The organism is Calothrix sp. PCC 7507, assembly GCF_000316575.1.
In the GTDB taxonomy this organism is placed as follows: Bacteria; Cyanobacteriota; Cyanobacteriia; order Cyanobacteriales; family Nostocaceae; genus Fortiea.
In genome coordinates this window covers 1,802,025-1,821,650 of record NC_019682.1, presented here as the reverse complement: position 1 = coordinate 1,821,650, position 19,626 = coordinate 1,802,025, and the positions used below count along the sequence as shown (strand labels likewise).

At 41.3% G+C, this 19,626-nt stretch carries 16 protein-coding genes and 2 pseudogenes; 7 read left to right on the top strand and 11 right to left on the bottom strand.

The genetic code is table 11. From position 1 onward, the window contains the following. Positions 1 to 49: 49 nt before the first annotated feature. Entirely contained in the window at positions 50 to 1,381 is a 1,332-nt protein-coding gene (locus CAL7507_RS08030; RefSeq protein ID WP_015127959.1) for a P-loop NTPase fold protein, read from the bottom strand. Positions 1,382 to 1,913: 532 nt separating this feature from the next. On the opposite strand from CAL7507_RS08030, the gene CAL7507_RS33375 reads away from it, so the two are divergent. The 3 genes from CAL7507_RS33375 to ftsZ all read left to right on the top strand — a co-directional run bounded on the left by CAL7507_RS33375 (position 1,914) and on the right by ftsZ (position 6,162). Continuing rightward, entirely contained in the window at positions 1,914 to 2,036 is a 123-nt protein-coding gene (locus tag CAL7507_RS33375) for a hypothetical protein (protein WP_015127958.1), read from the top strand. Positions 2,037 to 2,255: 219 nt separating this feature from the next. Next, positions 2,256 to 3,092: a cell division protein FtsQ/DivIB gene (locus tag CAL7507_RS08025; RefSeq protein ID WP_015127957.1), complete on the top strand. Its 837-nt coding sequence runs from the start codon at positions 2,256 to 2,258 to the stop codon at positions 3,090 to 3,092. A 1,783-nt stretch (positions 3,093 to 4,875) separates the two neighbouring features. After that, a complete protein-coding gene (ftsZ, locus tag CAL7507_RS08010; RefSeq protein WP_015127955.1) occupies positions 4,876 to 6,162 on the top strand; it encodes a cell division protein FtsZ in 1,287 nt (428 codons plus the stop codon). Positions 6,163 to 6,522: 360 nt separating this feature from the next. Here the strand turns inward: ftsZ and gshB are convergent, their stop codons facing one another. From gshB to CAL7507_RS07975, 7 genes and pseudogenes are all read right to left on the bottom strand, one after another. Then, positions 6,523 to 7,503, bottom strand: a complete 981-nt coding sequence (gene gshB / locus CAL7507_RS08005; RefSeq protein WP_015127954.1) for a glutathione synthase — start codon at positions 7,501 to 7,503, stop codon at positions 6,523 to 6,525. Positions 7,504 to 7,626: 123 nt separating this feature from the next. Next, positions 7,627 to 7,899, bottom strand: a complete 273-nt coding sequence (grxC, locus tag CAL7507_RS08000) for a glutaredoxin 3 (protein ID WP_015127953.1) — start codon at positions 7,897 to 7,899, stop codon at positions 7,627 to 7,629. 511 nt (positions 7,900 to 8,410) lie between these two features. Further along, complete coding sequence (locus CAL7507_RS30100) at positions 8,411 to 11,188, bottom strand: cistern family PEP-CTERM protein (protein WP_369750933.1); 2,778 nt, start codon at positions 11,186 to 11,188, stop codon at positions 8,411 to 8,413. Positions 11,189 to 11,260: 72 nt separating this feature from the next. Next, positions 11,261 to 12,031: pseudogene (locus CAL7507_RS33640) on the bottom strand (exosortase-dependent surface protein XDP2); the annotation flags it as partial. A 626-nt stretch (positions 12,032 to 12,657) separates the two neighbouring features. Next, positions 12,658 to 13,275, bottom strand: a pseudogene (locus CAL7507_RS07985) (cytochrome P450); the annotation flags it as partial. 41 nt (positions 13,276 to 13,316) lie between these two features. Then, entirely contained in the window at positions 13,317 to 13,868 is a 552-nt protein-coding gene (locus CAL7507_RS07980) for a 3'-5' exonuclease (RefSeq protein ID WP_015127951.1), read from the bottom strand. Positions 13,869 to 13,902: 34 nt separating this feature from the next. Continuing rightward, a complete protein-coding gene (locus CAL7507_RS07975; protein ID WP_015127950.1) occupies positions 13,903 to 14,352 on the bottom strand; it encodes a hypothetical protein in 450 nt (149 codons plus the stop codon). Positions 14,353 to 14,533: 181 nt separating this feature from the next. Here CAL7507_RS07975 and petN point away from each other — a divergent pair, with 181 nt between their 5' ends. Together petN and CAL7507_RS32660 are read left to right on the top strand one after the other, a co-directional pair. Continuing rightward, complete coding sequence (gene petN / locus CAL7507_RS30605) at positions 14,534 to 14,623, top strand: cytochrome b6-f complex subunit PetN (protein ID WP_012408302.1); 90 nt, start codon at positions 14,534 to 14,536, stop codon at positions 14,621 to 14,623. 7 nt (positions 14,624 to 14,630) lie between these two features. After that, positions 14,631 to 14,792: a hypothetical protein gene (locus CAL7507_RS32660; RefSeq protein ID WP_085952844.1), complete on the top strand. Its 162-nt coding sequence runs from the start codon at positions 14,631 to 14,633 to the stop codon at positions 14,790 to 14,792. Positions 14,793 to 15,630: 838 nt separating this feature from the next. Here the strand turns inward: CAL7507_RS32660 and hisA are convergent. From hisA to CAL7507_RS07960, 3 genes are all read right to left on the bottom strand, one after another. Beyond that, positions 15,631 to 16,404, bottom strand: coding sequence for a 1-(5-phosphoribosyl)-5-[(5-phosphoribosylamino)methylideneamino]imidazole-4-carboxamide isomerase (gene hisA, locus CAL7507_RS07970; RefSeq protein ID WP_015127949.1), 774 nt, complete (start codon positions 16,402 to 16,404; stop codon positions 15,631 to 15,633). A gap of 93 nt (positions 16,405 to 16,497) precedes the next feature. Beyond that, positions 16,498 to 16,800 carry a DUF3593 domain-containing protein gene (locus CAL7507_RS07965; RefSeq protein WP_042341239.1) on the bottom strand — a complete coding sequence of 101 codons (303 nt, stop codon included), beginning with the start codon at positions 16,798 to 16,800 and terminating at the stop codon, positions 16,498 to 16,500. A 69-nt stretch (positions 16,801 to 16,869) separates the two neighbouring features. Beyond that, complete coding sequence (locus CAL7507_RS07960; RefSeq protein ID WP_015127947.1) at positions 16,870 to 17,193, bottom strand: DUF2499 domain-containing protein; 324 nt, start codon at positions 17,191 to 17,193, stop codon at positions 16,870 to 16,872. Between the two features lie 228 nt (positions 17,194 to 17,421). Between CAL7507_RS07960 and csaB the strand changes: the two genes are divergently transcribed. Together csaB and CAL7507_RS07950 are read left to right on the top strand one after the other, a co-directional pair. Next, positions 17,422 to 18,462 (top strand): polysaccharide pyruvyl transferase CsaB, encoded by a 1,041-nt coding sequence (gene csaB, locus CAL7507_RS07955; RefSeq protein ID WP_015127946.1) that lies wholly within the window; start codon positions 17,422 to 17,424, stop codon positions 18,460 to 18,462. Between the two features lie 291 nt (positions 18,463 to 18,753). Beyond that, positions 18,754 to 19,551 (top strand): PhzF family phenazine biosynthesis protein, encoded by a 798-nt coding sequence (locus CAL7507_RS07950; protein WP_015127945.1) that lies wholly within the window; start codon positions 18,754 to 18,756, stop codon positions 19,549 to 19,551. Positions 19,552 to 19,626 lie beyond the last annotated feature (75 nt).

Genomic DNA, 19,626 nt, shown 5'->3' with positions numbered 1-19,626 from the left:
ACCAATTTCTATTCTCCATTCCCTATCCCCCATTCACCCTTCTTGATGACTACTTGTTTTGCTGCCATGTCAGGACTTTTTCAGTTTCTGCCAAAGCGGGACTGATGCCAAACCAACGCCCCTGAGGATCACGATATTCAAATAAATACATACTTCGCAGTAAGCTCTGGTAATCAGACTCACCTTTTACATTTTGTTGCTGTACTACTTCAAATAATAATTCCCATTGGCATTCATCAATGGCTAGTAGTAAATCATCACGATAGTCCTTAATCACTGCTTCTAAACAGTCCCTAGAAAAAGGTGGATCTTGGCGTTGCAAGCAACTATAGAGCAAACCTAATAAGTTACGGATGTGACCACCGCTGACACGGCATATCCGATCCAAGGTTTCAGGGTGATCAAATAACTCTGCGATCAATAATGACCTCTCATTCCAAGTAACTTCTGGAAAAGCTCTTGCTAGGACTAACTGACGTAATAGTGACATACCTGGTTCATAGTCACTGCCATTTCTCTGTCGCACCAACACCATTGGTAATAATTTAGGTGCAATACCTCCTCCTAGGCGATTTTTGAGTGTCTCATACTCGTTAGAAAAAATTAATGCCAAAGGAATTGTATAAACTACATGGCACTTCAGACGGCGTAACTGTTCGCCTCGGTCGATAAACAAATACTCTGGTTGCGTGCGTCCAGATGCTACAGGACGCATATCCACTCGGTCTAAATTATCTACGATTACTACCAGTCCTTTTTGACCCCGCTGCTTTAGCTGTTCAATAGCTTTTTCTAATATTTCTTCGTTAATCGCTTGTAAAATACTATTGGTGCGTGGTTCTAGATATTGTCTCAATTGATTACGGGTCTGGGCACTATCTTTGGTTTTGGCCGTAATTTTGGCAATACCCAAGGACAACTCCGCCTGTCCAGAAATCTCAATCGGAGTTTGTAAAAAATCCCCAATATCTTTAAATAAATTGGTAAAGTAACCCGGTTTTAGTTTGATGCCAATCCCTTCCAAACTCACACTGACTTGACGGGCTACACTCAGCAAAATATCACTGACATCGATATCCGCCATGTCTAAGTCTTGGCTAGATTCAAAATAAACCACATGAAATCCAGCTACTTCCAGTTCTGCTTTCAAGCGTTGCAACTCTGTGGACTTTCCACAGCCAATATGACCCGTAAATAACTGGCAAGTAGGCTCATTCGGAGAAATACGGCTGATAGTACGTTGCAATTCTTCCACAATTTTGCAACCACGTACATTAGCGAAATCTATATAGTACTGCCGATCAAGTACATCACCCATATTGAGTGTGTAGCTCGGGTTACATGCTTTATAAAAACGTGACAGATTCAGTGTCGTTCTCATATCGATAGTAGATGCGGGTTTATTGGTTTGTTTATATACAAAAAGTCACTACCTGACACTGGGGTCAATAATTACTCCAAAAGGTGGCGCTCGGTATCAAAATGCTGTCAGCCATCCTCAGTAGCATGGTATAGATGTGATCATCCTTTATTACGTTGACCGTACCTGTCCTTTTTACAACTGCTGTTGAACTTTTGACAATATGTTAGCTTTTAGCTGATGTATAACAAAAACCTATAATTTAATTTATGTGTATAATAAGCTACTAAGCTAAAATAGCTCTTGCATAAGCTACAGCTTGTATTAATTCTAGCAATGTATTCACGGATTAGAACATGGTACAAATACCATTACAGCTACTTTTTGTCAAGACAAGTATCATGTTAAACCTAAATTAATCTTTTGTAATCATTTACAAAAAAAATCTCATTGTGTTGATGTCTCAAACAACACATATTGCTATGAAAGTGGCTACATTTTTGTGGTCAATATTTTGTAGAAGGCCAAATTTTAGTATGGTGAGTTTCAAGAGATGCCAATTCTTGGACTGAAAGCTTTGCTGTATAACTACTGCATATTGGTGATGGGTGACTATGCAAATATTCCTGATTTTGTCAATACCTCTTATGTAGCCTTTTGGGCAAATAATGGCTAGTCTCTCCAGAATGAAAAGGCTACATTCGTTCTAAATTAGACTCTGGGAACCTTGAGGTGAAAAATCTCCCAACACAATCCTGGAGTGCTTGCTGTAAAGTGTTACTAAAAGTGAATAAAGTCTTGAGGAGAGCGGCTAGTCGATGCCAAAAAAATTTACTAAAAACTATATAGATTCGAGTCTACCAACGAATTGGACAAAAACCAGAAAGGGGTTTGAATGGCTGGCATAATATCAATTTCCCGGATGGATTTAGCCCAACGGCGTCAGAAATTACGGCGGCGGCGGCGGATGAAAATTATTCAGGCTATTTGGCGAACTTTTGCGATTAGTGGTCTGGCAGCTAGTCTCCTGTGGTTGGCAATTCAACCAATGTGGGTACTAAATGCTCCCAAGCAAATTGTGATGAAATCAGGGGAGCAATTACTGTCAGATAAAGCAATTCAGTCATTGCTAGTGCTATCTTATCCTCAGTCTCTATGGCGTATACAACCGTCTTTGATCGCCGAGTCTTTGAAACAACAACCGACCATTGCACAAGCGACCGTTAGCCGTCGTCTTTTTCCACCTGGATTGATTATCGAAATTCAAGAACGAGTACCCGTAGCTATGGCACAAAGGCCCAAAACTGTTAATGGGAATCAACAAGTATCTTTGGGCTTACTAGATGCAAATGGGGTTTGGATGCCCTTGGAAAAATACACATCACTTAATCCTACGGTTAAATTACCTATGTTGAAAGTGATTGGTTTGCCAGAGCAGTACCGCCCCTTCTGGACGCAACTTTATCAAGCTGTGAGCCAGAGTTTAGTAAAAATAACAGAAATTGATTGTCAAGATCCGACAAACTTGATTCTGAAAACAGAACTAGGTAATGTTTATCTCGGTTCGCCAGGTTCCCAGTTATCTGAAAAAATCAAGATCCTTGCTCAAATGCGCCATTTACCAACCAAACTCAATTCCAGCCAAATAGAGTATATTGATTTGAAAAATCCTGAAAATCCATTAGTACAAGTGAACCAAAAAAATCAGAAAGTCAACTCCAGAAAGCCTTAAGAATATCTAGCATGTTTGGTGTATCCAACGCTCTGAATTAAATTAAAAGTTCTATGCTAATAAAGATATTTATTATTTTCAGGTTTCTAGAAACTCACATAAAAATCGGTGTTAACTTCTGATTAGAATGAAAGGAACGACTGTAAAATCTCCTTGGTGAGCAAAAGACTTTCGATTGCTACTCTAACATCCAGTGATTGGGTGCAAGATATTAGAGGTTGTTTGAAAAGTCTAGTTTATTATTCGCCTTGGCGACTAGAAGTCGCGCGCCAGGTGCTACAACTTTGGGAACCAAAGCAACGTACTGGCTTGGCTACACAGATAAAACCTGCCTCCGCAGGTTAGAAATCCCTGATTTTGTATTAGACCAGGTCATGGGAAGGCTTTGTCTAAGTTTGTGTAGTAGCGCATTCTATGAGACCAATACTTTTCAAACATCCTCTTAGCTCGACTTTATCCAAAATTAAGAGATTAGTCTCCTTTATTCGGCAAAAACCCTGGCTTTTTGGCAAATACTTTTTCTACGTCACTGATTATCGATAAATTACAAAAACTAAACCTAGCGCCGTACAAGGGTTTCGGCGTCAGGTTCTAGGGTTCGTAAAAATGGATAAAGTCGAGCTTAGACAATCTGAAGATTGTTACTAGTATAGAAAATTCCTTTTGCCTACTCGATATTTTACTGAATCCTAGGGTGTAAAAGGGAAAAACTCGTGAGTTTCTCATAAATATTTAACTTAACAAGGAAGGATACAGGTATGGAAGTACAAAGGTTGGATGTCCTGATGATGAGTAGCTTTCGTTGCTATCAATTAAGATTCATCGACGATACTGCCAAAGACGTTTTTTCAAAGTTCTACCTCATATGAAACCCTACCTTCATCTTCCTAAGTGTGGCTCTAGGTAAGTCGTTTACGCTTTTTATCTGTCATCACCCTTGTTGAGTTACAAAGTTTATTTGGCGTACCTAGTTTGTGGAGGGTACTAGAAAAGGTTGCTATGGGGTAGAATATTGCTCCAACCAAGTGTTTGTTAAGGTACACCAAACAGCAAGTTCATTAGGGTGTTCTATCAACTGACAAGCATTTATTCCCTTGAAGTTCAAAATGGGTAAGCAGAAGGGAAATTTTGTCTTTCTAGGTGCAATCATTCTCAATGGTGAAACCGATTAACTACAACATCAAAGCAAACAAGACATGCTATGGCGCGTCTTTACAAGTTATGCTACTTACTCACAATTTTGGACATAGAGTGCCTTTAAGTGTGAGTAAATGTATACATAGTCACCAGAAAATACCGTGGAGAGCCAATTCTGAAAGCAGCAATAATTTTTTACTTCAGTATTATTGCTTATTCCAAAGTGTCAAAAACTACAATAAAAGTATAGCTACTCTATCAGTGAACAAAGAAAAAAAAATTAATACTGTTAGTTGTAAAATTGGTGACCAATTTAAATTCTTAATTGGAATAGGGGGACAACATTGTCAACTTCAAAGGAATACCAAGCAAAATCAGCAACACAGAAGCGAAGATATTAACTGCTACTGGAAGTTATACAGACCAATTTTAAGTAAATATAGGTATACTTCTCTAGAATTGGTTGTGCGATCGCCTGCACTAACGGCAGGTTACATAGCAAACTTTCGCACTTGCAATCCTGTTAGGGTTGCGAATAGTGAGAACAATAAAGAACACTGCCACAATTTCAGGCAGTGTCAAACTATAGTTGACTCTTAGGTGAACTGCACCTGAAAAAGTCGTTTATCTACCCTTTCTGAATCCAATGACACTTGATAATAACCAAGGGCTTACCTATAAAAACTCCCAATCTGTGGGACAGCCAGGGTTCCCACTGGCGGTTAACTCAACCAATCCCTTTAATCACTCCGGGCTGAACTTTGGACAAAATCACGAAAGCAAGAAGATTACTTCCGAAAGTAACCGCATTGGTGAGATTGTTCCCGGTCGCATTGCCAATATTAAAGTGATTGGCGTAGGTGGTGGCGGTGGTAATGCTGTTAACCGCATGATTGAGTCCGACGTCAATGGAGTAGAGTTTTGGTCAATTAACACCGATTCGCAAGCTTTGACTTTGGCAGGTGCTCCTAGTCGGCTGCAAATAGGACAGAAGCTAACACGGGGTTTAGGCGCAGGTGGTAATCCTGCCATTGGTCAAAAGGCCGCTGAGGAGTCACGGGATGAAATAGCTACGGCTTTAGAAGGTGCCGACTTAGTGTTTATTACTGCTGGTATGGGAGGAGGCACTGGAACGGGTGCTGCGCCTATTGTTGCAGAAGTAGCAAAAGAAATGGGCGCTCTTACTGTCGGTGTTGTGACACGTCCATTTGTCTTCGAGGGACGTCGCCGTACCAGTCAAGCAGAGCAAGGCATTGAAGGATTAAAAAGTAGGGTAGATACACTAATTATTATTCCCAATAACAAATTGCTGGAAGTGATCCCAGAGCAAACGCCTGTGCAAGAAGCTTTTCGCTACGCTGATGATGTGTTGCGTCAGGGGGTGCAGGGAATCTCTGATATCATCACAATTCCCGGTTTGGTCAATGTTGACTTTGCTGATGTCCGCGCTGTGATGGCAGATGCGGGATCAGCACTAATGGGAATAGGTGTGAGTTCTGGGAAGTCAAGAGCTAGGGAGGCGGCGATCGCTGCTATTTCTTCCCCTCTATTAGAATGTTCTATTGAAGGAGCTAGAGGAGTAGTCTTTAACATTACTGGTGGTAGCGACCTCACTCTCCATGAAGTGAATGCTGCAGCAGAAACGATTTACGAAGTAGTTGATCCCAACGCCAATATCATTTTTGGAGCGGTAATTGATGATCGGCTCCAAGGTGAGGTGAGAATTACCGTAATTGCAACTGGATTTACAGGTGAGGTTCAAGCCGCACCACAGCAAAACGTAACTAACGTGCGCGTAGCAGCTTCCTCAAGAAAACCAACATCACAGCCACCAGCAGTTAATCCTCCCACACCAATTACAGAACCTAAAGAAAAACCCATACTAGATATTCCTGATTTTCTTCAACGACGACGTACACCACCCAAGAACTAAGTGATGCCAGAATTTGGATTTGAGATTTTAGAGTAAATTTGAATTCTCACCTCAGACTGAGCGCTGTATACAATCTGCTAGTTATAGGGTTTTATCAAGGGCAGGGGTGAGCAATTCCATCGCTATCCCAATACTGCTAATTGTGACAAAATTTCTTAACGCTACCTACAAACCTAATTAACTTGAGCAAAAGTCTACTAACTGAAGTGTTCCCTATTGTGCTTGAAAGAAAAAAGTGGCGATAGAAAGTTTTGACTGAAGTCATTGCTTTTTTTACCACTGTAACTACTTGTGATCACAGTAATTAATGTGCCTACGGCGTTTCATAGGGTAAGACGCAAAGAAACTAAACAAGATCAGTTATTGTTGTTTTTTTCTGTTTAGAGTCTGCTCAACCCATTGAATGACCTGATTACCAAGTTGAGTTCCATCTAGCCTATCAATCTCACGGACTCCAGTAGGACTGGTGACGTTGACTTCGGTTAGATAGCCACCGATTACATCAATACCCACAAAAATTAAGCCATCTTGGCGTAATTTTTGGGCTATTTGGGTACATATTTCCTGTTCTCTAGGGGTAATTTCGGTTTGAGCGACTGTACCGCCAGTTGCCATATTATTGCGAAAGTCACTGCCACTAGAAAGGCGATTGAGGGCACCAATTGGTTCCCCATTGAGTAAAATAATCCGCTTGTCTCCCTCTTTGGCTGCAGGTAAATAGGTTTGTACCATCACTGGTATTCGACCTTGGAGGGTGCTAAGTTCGACTATGGAATTAAAATTGCGATCGCCTGATTGTAAAAATAAAATTCCCTCTCCAGCTTTGTTTCCCAATGGTTTGAGAATTGTAGCCCCTTTTGCTTCCACAAATTTGCGGATGAACTGCTGATCAGCACTAACTATGGTTTCGGGAATTGCATCGGTAAACTGGAGGGCATACATTTTTTCGTTTGCGTCTCTGATACCACTCGGACTATTAACTACCAAGGTTTTATTTTGGTCGATGTAATCCAAAATGTAGGTGGCATAAAGGTAAGAATCGTTAACTGGTGGATCTGTCCGCATAAATACGGCATCCATTGTTTCCAGGGAAATTAAGGAGCGAGCGCCCAACTTATACCAAGGATTTAGTGCTAAATAGCGTCCCTCCACCAACTGCACTGGTACAAGTTCTACCTGCTGTAGGAAAGCCCAGGCTTTGCTCTCTATCACAGTCAACAGGTTTACCTGAGTCACCCAAATTTCATGTCCCAGGTTTTGCGCTGCTTCCATCAGGGCGACACTGGTATCATGACATGGGTCAAGTTGATGGATGGGATCAATAATAAAAGCAAGTTTCACACTTTTTGCCTCAATCACCAGGAAATTTAGTCGTTCTTCAATTTAGATTATCCCCTGATGTTCAGACCTATTCTCACCCATGTGTGTGAGAAAAAGAGCAATTAATCGCAATACATTTTCTAATTACACGCTATTAGCAGAAGTTAGTAGCTCATCTAGCTTGCCTTGATCGTCTAAAGCGTAGATATCATCACAACCGCCAATATGCTCATCATTGATGAAAATTTGTGGTAAAGAGCGTCTGCCATTTGCCCTCTGAGCCATTTTAGCTCTTGCCGCCTCATCTCCATCAATGCTGTATTCAATAAATTCAACTCCTTTCTCGTGTAATAAGTTTTTGGCACTGATGCAAAATGGGCAAGTCCTCCAAGTGTAAATTTCTACTTTGGTAGCCATAACGTCCTCAATTTAATTTAATACTTCTTAATTTTAGAACGTTGCCACGGGCTATAGCTGCCATATTCAGTATTTATCTAAACCTTAAAAGTGGCTGAGTAGACTTGCACTAATAAAGATTAGTCAAGAACCTTATAGACTCTTGACTAAAGTATTTATGTTTGCACCAAGTTTCTTAATGAACCGATAATATTCCACTTGAAACACAGATAACCACAGTAATTATACTGGGATTATATTTGTTCGCATGAAAATCTTGTAGTAGAATTTGAATAGTAAATATACTGAGATTAAATGTGGATGTTCTCTCATTGTCTGAATTTATAAAAAAGAGCGGTACTTTTCACAAGTCATTGCTTGTCGAAATAAGCACCGCTGTTTAGCTAATCAATTAACTCTCACAAACTTTCGGAATAGATACCTGTTACTATCAGTGAAAATACTCTATTGTGACTTGTTCATTCCCATGTTGTTCTGTGTGTCCCAGCGTCAATCTCTACAAAAGCCTAATTTAAACTCTAGGCTTTCTCTTCAGCAGTCTTAGCGCACCCACAACAAATAATCCTAAACCAGCAGATGTACCAGGCTCAGGGACTTTTTTAGGTGCAGGTTCTTTCGCCACATAATAAGTACCTCGACCTGTACCGCTAGTACCAAGATTCGTACCTTCAATACTTTGGTAGCGAACTCCAAAGTTGCCTAATGCGAATGAGTCAACAGTTTTATTAAAAGCTAGAGAGAAGGAAAAATTCTCAATACCATCATTGGTCTTCACACCACCATTCTGTCCCCCTTGGCAGGTGTTACCTTGTGTAAAACAGACATCAATATCACCAAATTGGTTGGGAAATGAGCCGTCGAAAACAGTGTTGCTATACAGCCCTGAGACATTTGTTTTTCCAGAAGCTAAATCAAGCTTATTGGTAGACTTCAGATCAGAGTAAACGTTGAAACCTAAGCCAGAAGTTCTAGAATTGATGCCATTAGTAGAGGTGTTATCGAGAGCGACATCAAAGTTAGCTGCGTCACCAGTGAAGCTTTTCAAAGTCAACCATGCTGTAGATGTGAGTCCAGAAACATTTTGAGTAGCTACACTACCGTCAAAGTTGAACTGGAATTTCTTGCCAATATCACTGACATTGAAACTGATAATGGGTAAGGGTCTGGTTGAAGTTGAGTCTTTGGTAACAGCTTCTTTCTCAGCCGCTTCTTTGGCTAATTTCTCAGCTTTAGCAGCAGTTTCTTTCTCAGCAGCTTCTTTGACAGCCTTTTCTACGGCTTCCCTTTCAACTCTCTCTTTCTCAGCCTTAGCGGCAGCTTCTTTGTCGGCTTTTTCCTTCTCAGCCTTAGCGGCAGCTTCTTTGTCAGCTTTTTCCTTCTCAGCCTTAGCGGCAGCTTCCCTTTCAACTCTTTCTTGTTCAGCCTTAGCAGCAGCTTCTTTGACAGCTTTTTCTACGGCTTCCCTTTCAACTCTTTCTTGTTCAGCCTTAGCAGCAGCTTCTTTGACAGCCTTGTCCGCAGCTTCCCTCTCAACTCTTGCCTTTTCAGCCTTGTCTGCAGCTTCTTTGGCAGCCTTGTCTGCAGCTTCCCTTTCAACTCTTGCCTTTTCAGCCTTGTCTGCAGCTTCTTTGGCAGCCTTGTCTGCAGCTTCCTTCTCGGCTTTCTCCTTATCGGATTTTTCTTGTTCAGCCTTAGCAGCAGCTTCTTTTGCAGCCTTGTCTGCAGCTTCCTTCTCAACTCTTTCCTTCTCAGCCTTAGCAGCAGTTTCTTTGGCAGCCTTGTCTGCAGCTTCCTTCTCAACTCTTTCTTTCTCAGCCTTAGCAGCAGCTTCTTTTGCAGCCTTGTCTGCAGCTTCCTTTTCAACTCTTTCTTTCTCGGCCTTAGCAGCAGCTTCTTTTGCAGCCTTCTCTTTCTCAGCAGCTTCTTTTGCTGTCTTAGCAGCAGTTTCCGCTGCTACTTTGTCTGCAGCTGCTTTAGCTGCCTTGTCTGCAGCTTCTTTGGCAGCATTTTCTGCTGCTGTACAGTCCTTATTAATCTTATCTTTGGCGACATTTTTCGCAGCCTCGTAGTCATTATTAATCTTTTGCTTGGCTGCATTTTTCGCAGTATCACAGTCCTTATTAATCTTGTCTTTGGCGACATTTTTCGCAGCCTCGTAGTCATTATTAATTTTTTGCTTGGCTGCATTTTTTGCAGTATCACAGTCCTTATCAATCTTAGTTTTAGCTACATTTTTTGCATCCTCACAGTCCTTATTAATCTTAGTTTTAGCTACATTTTTTGCATCCTCACAGTCCTTATTAATCTTAGTTTTGGCTACATTTTTTGCATCCTCACAGTCCTTATTAATCTTAGTTTTAGCTACATTTTTTGCATCCTCACAGTCCTTATTAATCTTAGTTTTGGCTACATTTTTTGCATCCTCACAGTCCTTATTAATCTTAGTTTTGGCTACTTGTACCGCTGCATTGTATTCGTTCTCCGCCTGCTGTTTGCTCATCCCCCTTGGTGGATTATCTTTATTTCTTTTCTTCTGTTCCAAATCGGAGTTGGCAGCTTTTAGTGTTTCGTAGTCATCACGATCAGCCTTGTCTTTGAGGGCTTTCTTAGTTGCGTAATCGGAGTTGGCAGCTTTTAATGTGTCGTAGTCATCACGATCAGCCTTGTCTTTGAGGGCTTTCTTAGTTGCGTAATCGGAGTTGGCAGCTTTTAATGTGTCGTAGTCATCACGATCAGCCTTGTCTTTGAGGGCTTTCTTGGTGGCGTAATCGGAGTTGGCAGCTTTTAGTGTTTCGTAGTCATCACTATCGGCTTTGTCTTTGAGGGCTTTCTTAGTTGCGTAATCGGAGTTGGCAGCTTTTAATGTGTCGTAGTCATCACGATCAGCCTTGTCTTTGAGGGCTTTCTTAGTTGCGTAATCGGAGTTGGCAGCTTTTAATGTGTCGTAGTCATCACGATCAGCCTTGTCTTTGAGGGCTTTCTTAGTTGCGTAATCGGAGTTGGCAGCTTTTAGTGTTTCATAGTCATCACTATCGGCCTTGTCTTTGAGGGCTTTCTTAGTTGCGTAATCGGAGTTGGCGGATTTTAATGTTTCGTCATCGTCACGATCAGCCTTGTCTTTGAGGGCTTTCTTAGTTGCGTAATCGGAGTTGGCGGATTTTAATGTTTCGTCATCGTCACGATCAGCCTTGTCTTTGAGGGCTTTCTTATTTTCTAAATCGGAGTTGGCGGATTTTAATGTTTCGTAGTCGTCACGATCAGCCTTATCTTTGAGGGCTTTCTTGTTGATGAAATCATTATCTGCTGCGACTTTTTCTGTAGAAGCTTTTTCAGCGGCAACAGAAGTTGCTATGGCTGCTTCTGTTGTTGTCAGAGTATTTCTGGCAAGTACTTTGAAGTCAGGTCCATTGAAATCGCTATTTGCTATTACTTGAATGCCACTTAGAGTAGTTACTCCTAACTGCTGGAGGTTGATTCCCCATGAACCGACTTTTTGAGCGCCGTCGATTTCTGTAGTGTCAATGTTATAGCCTGCATAACTCTGGTCTTGGCTATTCAGTTTTAAGAAATTACCGATTAAGTTGCCAGTACTATCAATTGCTTGAATTGCCAAGTTACTGTTCATACCCCGTTCCCAAAAGAACAGGCTGTCTAAGCCAGAGTTATCTTTTTGAATAAGGCTGTCGAAGAAGAGGTTAATTTTAAAACTGCCACTGTCTTCAGTATCAACGATGTTGTTTAAGTTTTTATTGCCCAAGAAGGATGCTATTGCATTACCAGTTGGATTTTCCAGACCAGATACAGCCATAGGAGCAGAAGCTAGATCGCCTTTATCTGTACTAGCTGCCCCAGTATTGTTATTATATGGTCCCGGAGTGCTGGTACTTCCTGGTTTAACGTCTGTAATTGGTGTATTGAATAATATATCTGCTTTATTAACTAAAGAGAAGTTATTAAATGTGTTGCCGTTCTGAGTAATAGATTGCAGCCAAATATCACCTTTTGCTGCATTTTCACCTGTAAGAGATTGAGTGAAATTAGTCTGAAAATTTGCGGCTTTAGCAGATGAAGAAAATGCTAAAACTGTCCCAAAGGATATAACAAAGAAAGTGGATATGCGTGGAAGATTCATGGTTATATTATGACGAGTTGTGGTGTTCAAATGTTTAAATTATGCTTCAGGACAGCGAAGCTCTATTGGGGAGCCTAGTTTCGTAAGTTTTTTCTGACTTTTTACAGATGCGATTTTTAGATGCTTGGTAGTTCTAAAACCTGATATTTCTGGAGATTGATTAGCCTTAAATTTATTTCTTGACAATCGATAAATCTAAGTTGCCACAAGCTATGCCATATAGTCTATGGTTTTTCTCAATATTTATTAGAAATTTAATTTAGCAAGTAAAACCTATATTTTTTTATGTATTTATCTATGTTTCAGTAGTTTTACTAAGTAAAAAAATTTAAAAATCTTCGGTATGATTACAGTTTTATCTGATGAGTTGTTTTAAGGTATGACAATTTTTTTTAAATATCTAGTGAGGTACAGATAATCGTAAGGCCATAATATTGTGGTGCTACTACTTGTGTACTTAATTTATCCGAAAAATGGTGTAAGACGATAAATAATGATTATATTCGGTAGGTAATATAGGTATGAAATCCCCAAGACAAGGCGATCGCCAGAGCTAATTTAAACATTCAGTATAATAAGTAAGAGTGTTTATACTGAATGTTCTGATCTACTAAAACAGTGATGTCTTATGGCACCTTGGCTGATACTCTGTTGTGATGTGACTCTTGAAGCGCACGTTGTCCAGTGATGACTATTTGGACGCCACGAGCTGGTGCTAGGGTTACACCCCGACGGCGAGGAACTTCAGGTTGATGATATGCCAATGTAAGTTGATAGCGTGACAGTATTGTTGCTATTACTAGCTTCATTTCAAATACAGCTAAGGCTTCGCCCAAACAGCGACGGACACCGCCACCAAAGGGGATAAATTCATAGGGAGAAAATTGACGTTCTAGAAAACGTTCTGGCTGGAATTGTTTTGGTTGCGGATATAAATCTTCTCGCTGGTGAGTGAGATACATACAGCCTACTAATATTGCACCAGGTTCTAAGGAGTGTCCCAGTAGTTCTACGGGTTCTTGGACTACCCTAGGAAAGGTCAACATCGCAACGGGATGAATCCGCAAGGTTTCATTACAGACGGCGGTGAGATAAGGTAGGCGGAAAATACTCATGGGGTCCGGTGAATCGCCAAGGGTGTCGAGTTCTTGGAGGAGTTTTTCACGGACTTCAGGTTTTTTGTGAATCCAATATAAAGCCCAAGCCATTGCGGTGGCGGTGGTTTCATATCCAGCAAACAGTAGTATTTAGTGTAATGATTCTTGCTTACGACCTTGAATTATGCTCAACTATATTTTTTAGTTTGCATATATCTATAGATAGATGCTATGTTGCGGGCATCATCAATACCTCGATGATGTGTACCTTTTAATTCTATTTCTAGATGATTGAGAGCTTGAGCCATGCCAAAGCTTTTAGATGTGACAATATATTCTGAAAATTCTTTTTTGATATTTCTGTGTTCTGAATTAAAAGGGTAGGAAATATTATGAAACTTACAATCTTGGATAAATTGTGTTTTGTCGTAATTACCCCAAGAACAGAAAATATAATTAGGAAATGAATACATCCATTCTTGAAAATTTTTTATTGCTTTGGCAAACTCAGGAGCATTTTCTACATCATGCTGACAGATAGTAGTTAATTCTGTACAGAAATTTGTCAGTTTTGGATGTCTTATAGGTTTGATGAATGTTTGAAACTCAGAATCAATTTCCCAGTTTTCTCTATTGAGCATCACCGCACCAATTTCGATAATTTCCATTTCATGACGCGGAATACTGCCATCATCAGAGCAAGTAGCTTCAAGATCAACTATCAGAAAGTAATGAGCCATATTTGATAAATTAGGTTCTATGGTGTTGAAAAATTTAGACTGACGAAAAAGCTTTGAGCCAACGGCGATGCAAAGCAAAATCAAGAGCGATCGCTGCGATCGCAAACCACAGTAAACTTTCTCCAGCTAGCAGCAGATAGGGTACGACTGTGTCAGCAGAATTCCAGCCAAATTCTATTTGAGTTAATCCCCGCACCAAGCCAAAAGCAAGCACACCGCCAACTTTGAGTTGCGGGTTTTGATCTTGGCGGATGATATAGCGATAGGTGACACCAAATAGTAAGCCAGAAAAGCCAGGGATGATACAACTGGCGACAATTTTAAAAGACCAGGGTAAATTTACCAGAGAAATTTGCTCAGTGGCAAGTATCGGAAAATACCTTGATAACAGTAAGTTATTGACAAGACTAGTAATGAGAAAGGCAAAAATAAGAGATAAAGCCCCAATTATCCCAGCTTTGAGAGATTCTAGGCGTTCTGCCATCAGTGAAATATCTGAAGTTCCGTTCACTTTACATCTTTGAGTAAAATTGAATTATGCAATGCGCTGACCGACAAGCAGACTAAGAATTGAGGATTTTAAAAATTTATCCCCAATTACCCATTCCCAATTCCCAGTATGATGAATATTGAAGACGTTTTGTAATTATCTGAAAAGTGGGACTATGGAAATTTTGACACTGGGTTGGGTATCGTTACTAGTCGTGTTTACTTGGTCAATTGCAATGGTAGTTTGGGGCCGTAACGGACTGTAGAGGTATTGTGGAAAGTCCATTTTTGAGTGTATTGGCTTTAGTTGCTGTGGTGCTGCTAGTAGCGGTTACGGGTGGAATTGGCTATTTGACGCTGGCTGATTGGCGCGATCGCCGTCGTCGAGATGAAGAAAAACGCGAACTCAAAAAAAGCACTCCCAAGCGGCGATAACGTCCTCACAGCATAGGTAGCGCAGTTTTATAGGATCAAGAATGTTTTTGCGGGGATGCGATGCGATCCATTGGTGTCAACTTAAGTCCAAACGTTGATCCCACAAGCGTTTTACCCCACCTCTCAATCCCCCTCACGCCACTTTGCTCAAGTCGGGAAACCCGCCCACACAAGTGGCTCCCCAAAGCATCGGAGAGGGGAGGCTTTGCGTCAGCAAAGCCGGGGTGGGGTGACGCGAAGAGTGATGGTAAGTGAGTTAATTAAAAATCACCTTTTGACAAGGGTTTCACGTTAAGTTGACACGTGTGAGTGCGATCGCGTCCCTCAATTTAATCTTTGAGTTTTTAGGGTAATTATAGAAAACCATTAAATAATTTTCCTAAAAAAAATAGAGACGCTATGATTTTTACGTCTCTAGAAAAAAGGAAACCCATTATTTATAAGTAACTAAAGTTAATGTTTAAACAAAAAAAACTTACAGCAGACTTCTATATCAGTTGAGTATTAAGTGAGGAATAAACTCAAGGGTTGTGAACTCTCTACAACTTGAACTACAAGTGTATAAATTGGTATTCCGGAAATTTCCCAAAAATAATCAAAGTCGTAATGATAGCAGAGTTCTTTAACAGTTATCAGCGTTTTGAGTGGATAACTGATGACTGATAACTGTTAACCGTCAACTGTTAACCTGAAATCCCATGTGCTTTGAGGATACAGATGGCGAATTATGGGTTAGACTCCACACCCAAAGATTTTCCGTGATTCCGCTAGTTGTAGAGATGCGAAATTCCGCGTCTCTACAAACCATTTTGTTTGCCCACAGATTTGGTGAGTTATTTTAAGCAAAGGTAGAAAAATCTAGGTTGGGTGGAATATCTTGAATCCGCCCTGAGCCGATCGCCCGCAATGCTTCTTTGAGGGAAATATCTCCAGTATACAGGGCACGACCGACAATTACACCTGTGACACCTTGTGGTTCTAAGGCTAATAAACTCAACAGATCGGTGACTGAACTGACGCCACCAGAAGCAATTACTGGTATTGAAATTGCTGCTGCGAGTTCGCGTAAAGCTTCTATATTTGGTCCTGAGAGAGTACCATCACGGTGAATATCTGTATAAATTATCGCGGCTGCGCCTAATTCTGCCATTTGTACTGCTAGTTGGGTTGCTAAAACTTCTGAGGTTTCTAACCAACCACGAGTCGCTACTAGTCCATTACGGGCATCAATGCCAATAATAATCTGTCCAGGAAATTCTTGGCAGAGTTGTTGGACTAATTGGGGTTGCTCTACGGCGATTGTACCGAGAATTGCCCGCTGTACTCCTATATTAAACAGTTGTTGTACACTGAGGCGATCGCGCAGTCCCCCGCCTACTTGAATGGGTATTGACACTGCTTGGGCGATCGCCTCAATAGCTCTCAAGTTAACCAGCTTACCTGCTTTCGCACCATCTAAATCAACTACGTGTAGTTTTGCAGCACCCTGATCAACCCACTGTTTGGCAACATCCACGGGGTTTTCGTTAAAAACCTGCGATCGCTCATAGTCTCCCTGATACAGTCGCACACAATTGCCTGCCAATAAATCAATCGCTGGAATTACATCCATTCCTCTCATCCTCTATTCAGTTATCAGGTATCAGGTATCAGTTATCAGGTTTATCTAAGTACTCAAACAATACAACATCAGCTAGATAACTGTTCACTGTTCACTGTTCACTGATTTTAATTGTTTCACAGCTTGCCAAAAACCCAGCACAACCAAAATGTTAGAAAGCGTCAAAAACACTTCAGCACCGCCATGTAACCAATCGACATTTGCTAAGGATTCTTGATAATGCAATTTGGCATATATCCCGGCGGGTATGGTGACACCGACGAATACCAGAGTGCCGTAAAATCCATATAGCGCCAAACGCGGCATTAGTTTACTGCGGCTAATAAACCACAAGAAACCCAAATAGGGAAACAGTGAAAGGGCAAATAGGGTTTCTTTTGACATCATTGCTCTGATTTAATAGTTTGGACTACAACAGTTATCAGTTATCAAGTTCACTGATTTACTGTTCACTGTTCACTGTTCACTGTTCACTGATTTACTGGCAGGCTGGGCAGAACGCCAAATCCACACAGCAGCTGCCCACATTGTAAAATTACCAACTAAGGTCATGGTAGCCTGGAGTGTTACTAACCATTCTAAAGATTGGGCGTTGTCGAAATAGTGCCAAGTGCAGGCACACATGGCGCTGACCAAAGCGGGTAACATGGCAAGGGACAATCCCCACCAAGTGCGGTTGCTAGTGAGTTCGCCGTATGTCCAGATTAACCAAATGGCGGCAATCCACTCAATCACGCTAGAAACATGAATTATCCAGGTGGGAATCGAAAGGGCGTGCATAATTTAGTTGGGAGTCGGGAGTTGGGAGTCAAGAGTCAAGGGTCAGGAGTCAAGGGTGAGGATTTATTTTCCTTTGTTCTTTTTCTCCACAATCTCATCTTCTCACAAGGGAATTCTGATTTTCACAGATGGTATGACAGCCATGACATCTGACATCTCTGGTAAGTGGGGGATGTTCAGGGGCGAAAAACTTGATAAGCTTAAAATCCAAAATTGAAAATGAAACCAATGCGGGCGTTGTTGTCTGGGTATTACGGAAAAGGTAATGGTGGTGATGAAGCTTTGTTAGCAACGCTTTTGCAAATGCTCCCACCCCATGTCACGCCTGTAGTTTTGTCTGGTAATCCTGAAGAAACCCGCGATCGCTATGGTGTGGAATCCTACGATCGCATGGCTGTTGCACCCGTACTGCAAGCTTTGCGTTCTTGTGATGCTTTTATCTGGGGTGGTGGGAGTTTAATTCAAGATGTTACTAGTACCATTAGCCCTTTTTATTATGGGGGGTTGATGGCATTGGCACAAAAAATGGGTTTGAAAACTGTGGCTTGGGCGCAGGGTATTGGCCCTCTAAAACGTGCCCCGACTCGTTGGTTGGCACAATACTCCTTCGGATATTGTACCAGAGTTAGTGTGCGCGATCGCGCTAGTGCCGCTTTATTATCTGATTGGCAAATTCCGTTTATCTTGGCACCTGATCCGGTTTGGGCGCTGTCATCTAAGCCAGTACCGAGACTTTGGGATTTACCTGCACCTAGAGTGGCGGTGACTTTGCGATCGCATCCCCAACTTACAGAAACACGCTTGGCTAATTTGACTCGTGCTTTAGTTGACTTTCAAAAAGCCACACAAGCCTTTATTTTATTATTGCCATTTCAAAAAAGTGAAGATTTAAGCATTGCCCAAGCCATTCAACCCCATTTGAAAAATGTCAGCAAAATTTTGTGTCTGGAAGATCCGCAGCTTTTAAAAGGTGTGTTTAAGGGCGTAGAAATGGCAATTGGGATGCGTCTGCACAGCTTGATTATGGCTGCTGCTGAAGGGTGTCGCTGTTTTGCGCTTAGTTATGACCCCAAGGTAAATCGCTTAATGGAAGATTTAGAAATGCCTGGGTGGGATTTGGCAATGTTGCCAGATGATCCGAATGTCATTAGTAAGACTTGGATGGAGCATTACGCTAATGGTGATCCGCTTTCACCTGATCAAATTCAATCTTTGGTAGATCGGGCTTTAATGCATCGTGATTTATTGAGTGAAGCTTTGAGTCATTAAAGTTGTTCAACGCCGAGCCAGCCTAAGAGGATGTTTGAAAAGTCCGAGAAGGTATAATTAGGTTTTGGGCGCATACTGAGATGTTACCCTGCTCTAAGGCTAGCGCCTACAACATGACATGGAAAGACCTTTTTAAAACATTCTGTGAGAAGCAGGGATTTTTTATTTAGTAGAAGCGATCGCATTTCACCAAAATCTCTAAAGATGCCATAGATTCAGATATTGAATGCTGCTAACTTGCATATTGAGTGTAGCCACGATTAAGTATACCAATTTAGGAATTAGGGTGATATGGGACAAATTATTACTCAGGTAGATGCTTTTACTAATACACGCTTTGCGGGAAACCCGGCGGCTGTTTGTGTTCTGGTTGCTGCTGCGGATGATGGCTGGATGCAGAATGTGGCGCTAGAGATGAATTTATCTGAGACGGCTTTTCTTGTGAGACAGGAGAATGGGTTCAATCTGCGTTGGTTTACACCAACGGTGGAAGTACCGCTTTGTGGACATGCTACCTTAGCTAGCGCCCATGTATTGTGGTCAGAGGGACATCTTTTACCAGATGAAGTGGCGCGTTTCTTCACTAAAAGCGGAGTATTGATTGCTAAGAAAAAAGGTGCGTGGATTGAGTTAGATTTTCCTGTGAATCACTCACAAGCAACAGTTGCGCCGCCAGAACTAGACGAAGCTTTGGGTGTACCATACAAGTCTGTGTTGCAGAATTCTTTAGGCTATCTGGTGGAGTTGGAGTCTGAAGAGTTGGTGCGAAAATTACAGCCTAACTTCCAGTTACTAAAAACATTGCCTATAGCTGATTTAATCGTCACTAGTGGCACTAATTATAATTCCCAATACGATTTCGTCTCTCGCTTCTTTGCACCGGCATTAGGGGTTAATGAAGACCCCGTGACTGGAGCGGCCCATTGTTGTCTAGCTCCGTTTTGGCGCGATCGCCTGCATAAAGATGATTTCTTAGCTTATCAAGCATCAAGTCGTGGCGGAGTAGTCAAGGTACATTATACAGGTGGCGATCGCGTCTTTCTTTCCGGACAAGCTGTTACTGTAATGCGGGGAGAATTAACTACTTAGTCATTTGTCATTTTTCATGTCATTATTGTTTGAATACTACAGTCATTTCTGTATACAGACGTTTCTGTGTATGGC